Source organism: Escherichia sp. E4930, from assembly GCF_005845405.1.
GTDB lineage: Bacteria > Pseudomonadota > Gammaproteobacteria > Enterobacterales > Enterobacteriaceae > Escherichia.
Genome location: NZ_VCDZ01000071.1, coordinates 1 through 4,563 on the forward strand (window position 1 = coordinate 1; position 4,563 = coordinate 4,563).

The following is a 4,563-nucleotide window of genomic DNA, read 5'->3' on the forward strand; positions in this document are numbered from 1 at the left end:
CATTTTTGCGCACCACCTTCAGGCGTAGATCTTCCGTTAAAGCCAGTTTTGCCTGGTAGAGTAACTTATCAGCACGCGCCCCACCGGGTTGTCCGGAAGAGTAGACGCGAACACCCGCTTCACCGACCCAGACCAGCAGTGTTCCCACCGTGGCGGCCAGATGCACCGCCGCGTGGGAAACTCTCGTTCCCGGTTCGAGCATAATGCAGGCGACCGATCCCACCGGAATGTGCGTGCGGATCCCGGTTTTGTCGATCAGCACGAAAGCGCCGTCAAGTACGTCGATTTGACCGTACTGGAGGAAGATCATGGAGGTGCGATCTTTTAATGGGATCGGGCTCAGCGGTACAAACGTCACGCCTCTGCCCCAGGTTTGATCAGCATCAGACCACAACCGAACGCCCGGCTTTTGCCATACCCCTGACTGAGACGTTGCAGAAATAACCCAGGATCGGTGACCGTAAGCATCCCCGTATAATCCACACTACTGAACTGGATCAGTTGCCGGGGGTTTTCCCGCCGGAGTTGTTGTTGTCGGTAGGCATCAACCGAGGTATCCAGTAGTGTAAAACCACTTCTTTCCCCCTGCGCTGCCAGCCAGTCCAGCGCCGCCTGTTGTTGATGCAACCAAACATCACTTCCTTCCGCCTGTCCCCTCACCTGCCGTTTCGCCTCCATCAGCAGATCGTGGCGCTTGCCCGCTTTACAGATTGTTGGATTCGCCCGCAGGTTGAAACAAAGTTGTTGTCCGGTACGCAGCTCGGGCGCAAATGACCGGCATTCGATGGTGAAAGTTTCACTTTCCGCCGGGCGTTCCTGCGAGAGGACAAAAAAGCGAAACGCGCCCTGGAGTTCTTCCCGACGATAAAGAAATTGCCTTTCTTTGCCGCCAGGGAAGAGATCCCACAGCCACTGATGCATCACATATTCCCCGCGATCCACCAGATGCAGCAACTGCGCAGGCGAAAGCTGGCCGGTATGTAAGGTTATTCTTGAGAGGTACATGGTTCCTCCTTGCTGAGCCACGGCCCCTGATTGACGGTGCGTTCCCCAAACAGCCATTGCTGACGATTTAAAGGAACATCCCGGCGGCGCAATATTTTGCTCGCGACCAGGCCGTCGTGCTCCCCTTCCCACCAGCATTCATCCTGAAGTTTCGGGAGTGAGACTTTCAGGTCGTGGAAATGATCCTGATACTGTTGGTATGCGTTACGTAAAACATCAGACGCGTTGCCTTCGAGCAGTAACGGCGCAAGTGGTAATGCCAGCGGATGACTTTTTCGCCCCAGATAAAGCGGAAAAACTGGATGGCGTAAACCGCCCTGCAACTGTTCGAGGCTGTAAGGCGCATCGGCTGTTGTTGCCACCGCCACCATCCACCAGGCGTCGGTGTAGTAGTCGCGCCGGGAGATAATCGCGCTCAGAAGATCAGGGTCGCTCAACTCTTCGCGACGGCTGAAATAACGCGCTTTACGCACCTCTTTTGGCATCTGGATCGTGTGATAATCCCGTGCCCAGCGCGGGTTACGGCTGGCGCAAACCACCAGTGAATAGTGGCGATTAAACGCGTTTAAGCGTTCGGTATCATCACGCCGAATCCCTACCCCGGCAGCCAGCAGACCCAGCAATGCTGAGCGCGAAGGCAGTTCATGGGTATGACGCACTTCGCCGGGGGCATCGACGCCCCAGGATGCCATTGGCCCATGAAGCTGAAAAATCAGATATTGGCTCATAAGCCGCCCCTTACGCGCAGATAAAGTCCAGTACGTCCTTCATGCTTCCCTGTTTTTTCATCACGTCAAAACTTGCGCATTCAGTCTTCTGTTCGTAGACCGTATTCATGTTTTCGCGAAGCGTTGTAATACGCTGCACCGCCACATCTAACTGACGGGTACCATTAATGGGTTCATAGAAAGCCGCCGCCAGAGAACGCGGTTGATCAGTGCCTTTTTCCGCCAGCGCCCAGGAGGCGTAGGCACGGCTGGCAAAGCTGTTTTGTTTTCCGGTTGGTGAGACTTTAAGCGCGGCTTCCGTAAAAGCGCGTATGGTCTGATTAGCTAACGCTTCGTCACCGCCGAGGTTTTCTACCAGCAGATCTTTATCAATGCAGATATAGGTGTAGAAAAGTGCTGAACCGAATCCGGTTTCTCCGAGATGCCCGGCACCGGCATCTTCAGAGGCCTGGCGCAAATCATCAACGGCGGTGAAAAAATCATCTTCGACAATCGTTTCACTGACACCAAACGCATGCGCGACCTGGCAGGCGGCTTCAACATTAAACTCAGGTTTATTCGCCAGCATACGACCAAACATAGCGATATCTACCGCTATACGGTCTTTACGTAACAACGCGAGATCTTCCTCTTTTGGCGCGCGCTTTTCTTCTGCCAGTTGATGGGCCAGCGCTTTTACGGCGTCAAATTCTGCCGGGCTGATATGAACTAATTGTTCAGTTTCGGCGTTAGTGAGCGGATCTTTTGGTTTTTTGTCGTTTTTAGCTTTCCCAAGATAATCCGCAATTTTTGCCGCCCATTCGATGGCTTTTTTCTCTTCGATTCCTTTCTCAATCAGGATAGTTGCCGCCTCACGCGCAATTCGCCCACTGCGAATACCAATATGGCCCGCCAGTGCCTGTTCAAAAAGTGCAGAAGTGCGCCACGCACGTTTCAGACTTTGTGAGGAAACGCGCAGACGCGTTGCACCACCCAGTACCACAGTTTTTGGCGCACCAGTATCATCACGGTTAAGGTTGGCAGCAGGGTAAGCGGTTAACAAATGAAGCTGAATAAATGTTGTCATGAGATAGCCCTTTATTGATTTTGTTCGTTATCGGCGTCGCCAGCCTGGTAATATTCCAGCGCCCAGCGGATACGGATAAATTCGGTTGGCCGCTGCTGGCGGCGGTGATGATTGAGCAGGTCGTCGCTCTCCTGGCACCAGCGGAAGACCCCCTCTGCCAGAGAGTCAAGATTGACGGAACCGTTTAATAATCTGACTGCGCGCCGTAACTGGCGCAGTAATTCATCCGGTGTTTTTACTGCCGACAGGCGAGTAAAACGCCCCTTTGACATTACCGCCGCCAGCTGCGCGGCAAAAGGCTGCCGTTCATCAATGGCTTTAACATTCGCGCTAACTGCGGCTATCAGCGCCAGTGCGGTGATACGCCACTCAGGTTCATCCTGCCACTTTATTTGTCTGTTCTTCAGAAACAGGCGAAATCCATCCGTCAGACAAACATCATTAACCGTCGTACTACGCCGCAGACTGGCACGTTCGCCGCGTTTCTCCTGCAATTCCTCATGCCATTTGCGCAGCGTGGCTTTGTGCTCCTCTTTTACAATACTCATTCAGCAGCCTCCTGCTTTTTCTCCCTGGCGGCTTTAGCACTTTGCTTCTCCGCCGATGTTGTAAAATATTTCTTGCGCGCGGTCATGACGCGTTCCAAATCAACGGGCTCATAAGGATTGGTGAATACACGCTCGTCAAAATCCTGACGTGCGAATAACCAAATTTCCTTTTGCCATTTGCCGAGTAATTCATCCGCATCATGACCTTCTTCAATTTGGCGCACTAACCTCAGGAAGCGATGCTGAGTTTTGTTCCAGAAGTCGATATCCACAAAACTGAAATCACCCCGTGCACCTTTTGGATCGGAGAACCATGCTTCTTTTAGTGCACTCCGTAACAGACTTAGAATTCGTGAAGCTGTTTGCGCAGCCAGCCGCAGCTTCGGTATCTGGCCTTCTTTTTTATTGAGCAGCAGCGGGAAATGGTGTTCGTACCAACAGCGTGCTTTCATGTTGTCGAAATCATAACCAAATCCCCATAAGCCCACTTTTGCCTGCTTGAGACTGCTGGCATTGAAGAGTTTCACCACCAGCGCGGGAAGTTCCGTATTGTTTTCTGATTTACCCGTTTCGATAAGGCCTAACCAGTCGCGCCAGATTAAACCGCCCGGTTGTGGTTTGACTGAGTAAAACTCGCCACCCTCTTTAAGTGGTATACGGTAAGGCGTTAAGGGATGCTGCCACATGGCATAATTCGCACCGTAATTTTTGGTCGTCATCAGGCTCAGGAGCGCGTCGCTCTGCTCACCACAAATATCGCAGTTACCGACTGTGGTGGTATTAAAATCAATACGTATACGCCGCGGCATTCCCCAGTAGGCCTGGAGTTTATTGACCTGTTCATCGGTTACTACTGCACCAGCCAGTTCGCTGGTACGCGTCGGGCCAAGCCAGGGGAAAACCAGATCATCAAATTTTTTGGGTAACGGTAAGTCGGATTCATCCTGCGGCATCACATTGAGCCACAGTTTGCGCCACAAGGGCGTTTGTTGATTGCCCTGATATTCCTGTAATTCAATCAGAGTGGTCATCGGCCCACCGCCGCGCAAACCGGTGCGATAGCCTTTTCCACCCGCTGGTGCATTCAATTGTAAAGAGAACAAGGCTAGTGCTAAGCAATGAGGACACAGATATTCCGTTACACCACGCTTGATAAAGTGGTCTTTATTAAACTTCGTCGTTTGAGAACCGGGAATTTCAGGCAGTAACGAAGCGA

General features: G+C 52.2%; 6 protein-coding genes. All 6 read right to left on the reverse strand.

Annotation, left to right across the window (positions count from 1 at the left end):
* Window positions 1-358, reverse strand: a 358-nt coding sequence (locus tag FFT88_RS25070) for a CRISPR-associated endonuclease Cas1 (RefSeq protein ID WP_135403835.1), incomplete at its 3' end; no start/stop codon positions are given.
* Window positions 355-1,005, reverse strand: a complete 651-nt coding sequence (gene cas6e / locus FFT88_RS25075) for a type I-E CRISPR-associated protein Cas6/Cse3/CasE (protein ID WP_135403834.1) — start codon at window positions 1,003-1,005, stop codon at window positions 355-357. The genes FFT88_RS25070 and cas6e, both read right to left, overlap by 4 nt.
* Window positions 987-1,733: a type I-E CRISPR-associated protein Cas5/CasD gene (cas5e, locus tag FFT88_RS25080; RefSeq protein ID WP_135403833.1), complete on the reverse strand. Its 747-nt coding sequence runs from the start codon at window positions 1,731-1,733 to the stop codon at window positions 987-989. Before cas5e ends, cas6e begins: the two co-directional genes overlap by 19 nt.
* Window positions 1,734-1,743: 10 nt before the next feature.
* On the reverse strand, window positions 1,744-2,799 hold the full coding sequence (gene cas7e / locus FFT88_RS25085) for a type I-E CRISPR-associated protein Cas7/Cse4/CasC (protein WP_135403832.1): 1,056 nt from the start codon (window positions 2,797-2,799) through the stop codon (window positions 1,744-1,746).
* Between the two features lie 11 nt (window positions 2,800-2,810).
* The gene (gene casB, locus FFT88_RS25090; RefSeq protein WP_000029329.1) at window positions 2,811-3,347 is read right to left on the reverse strand and encodes a type I-E CRISPR-associated protein Cse2/CasB; all 537 of its coding nucleotides are present in this window, start codon (window positions 3,345-3,347) and stop codon (window positions 2,811-2,813) included.
* Window positions 3,344-4,563: type I-E CRISPR-associated protein Cse1/CasA (gene casA, locus FFT88_RS25095; protein ID WP_135403831.1), on the reverse strand; the 1,220-nt coding region annotated here is incomplete at its 5' end. The genes casA and casB, both read right to left, overlap by 4 nt.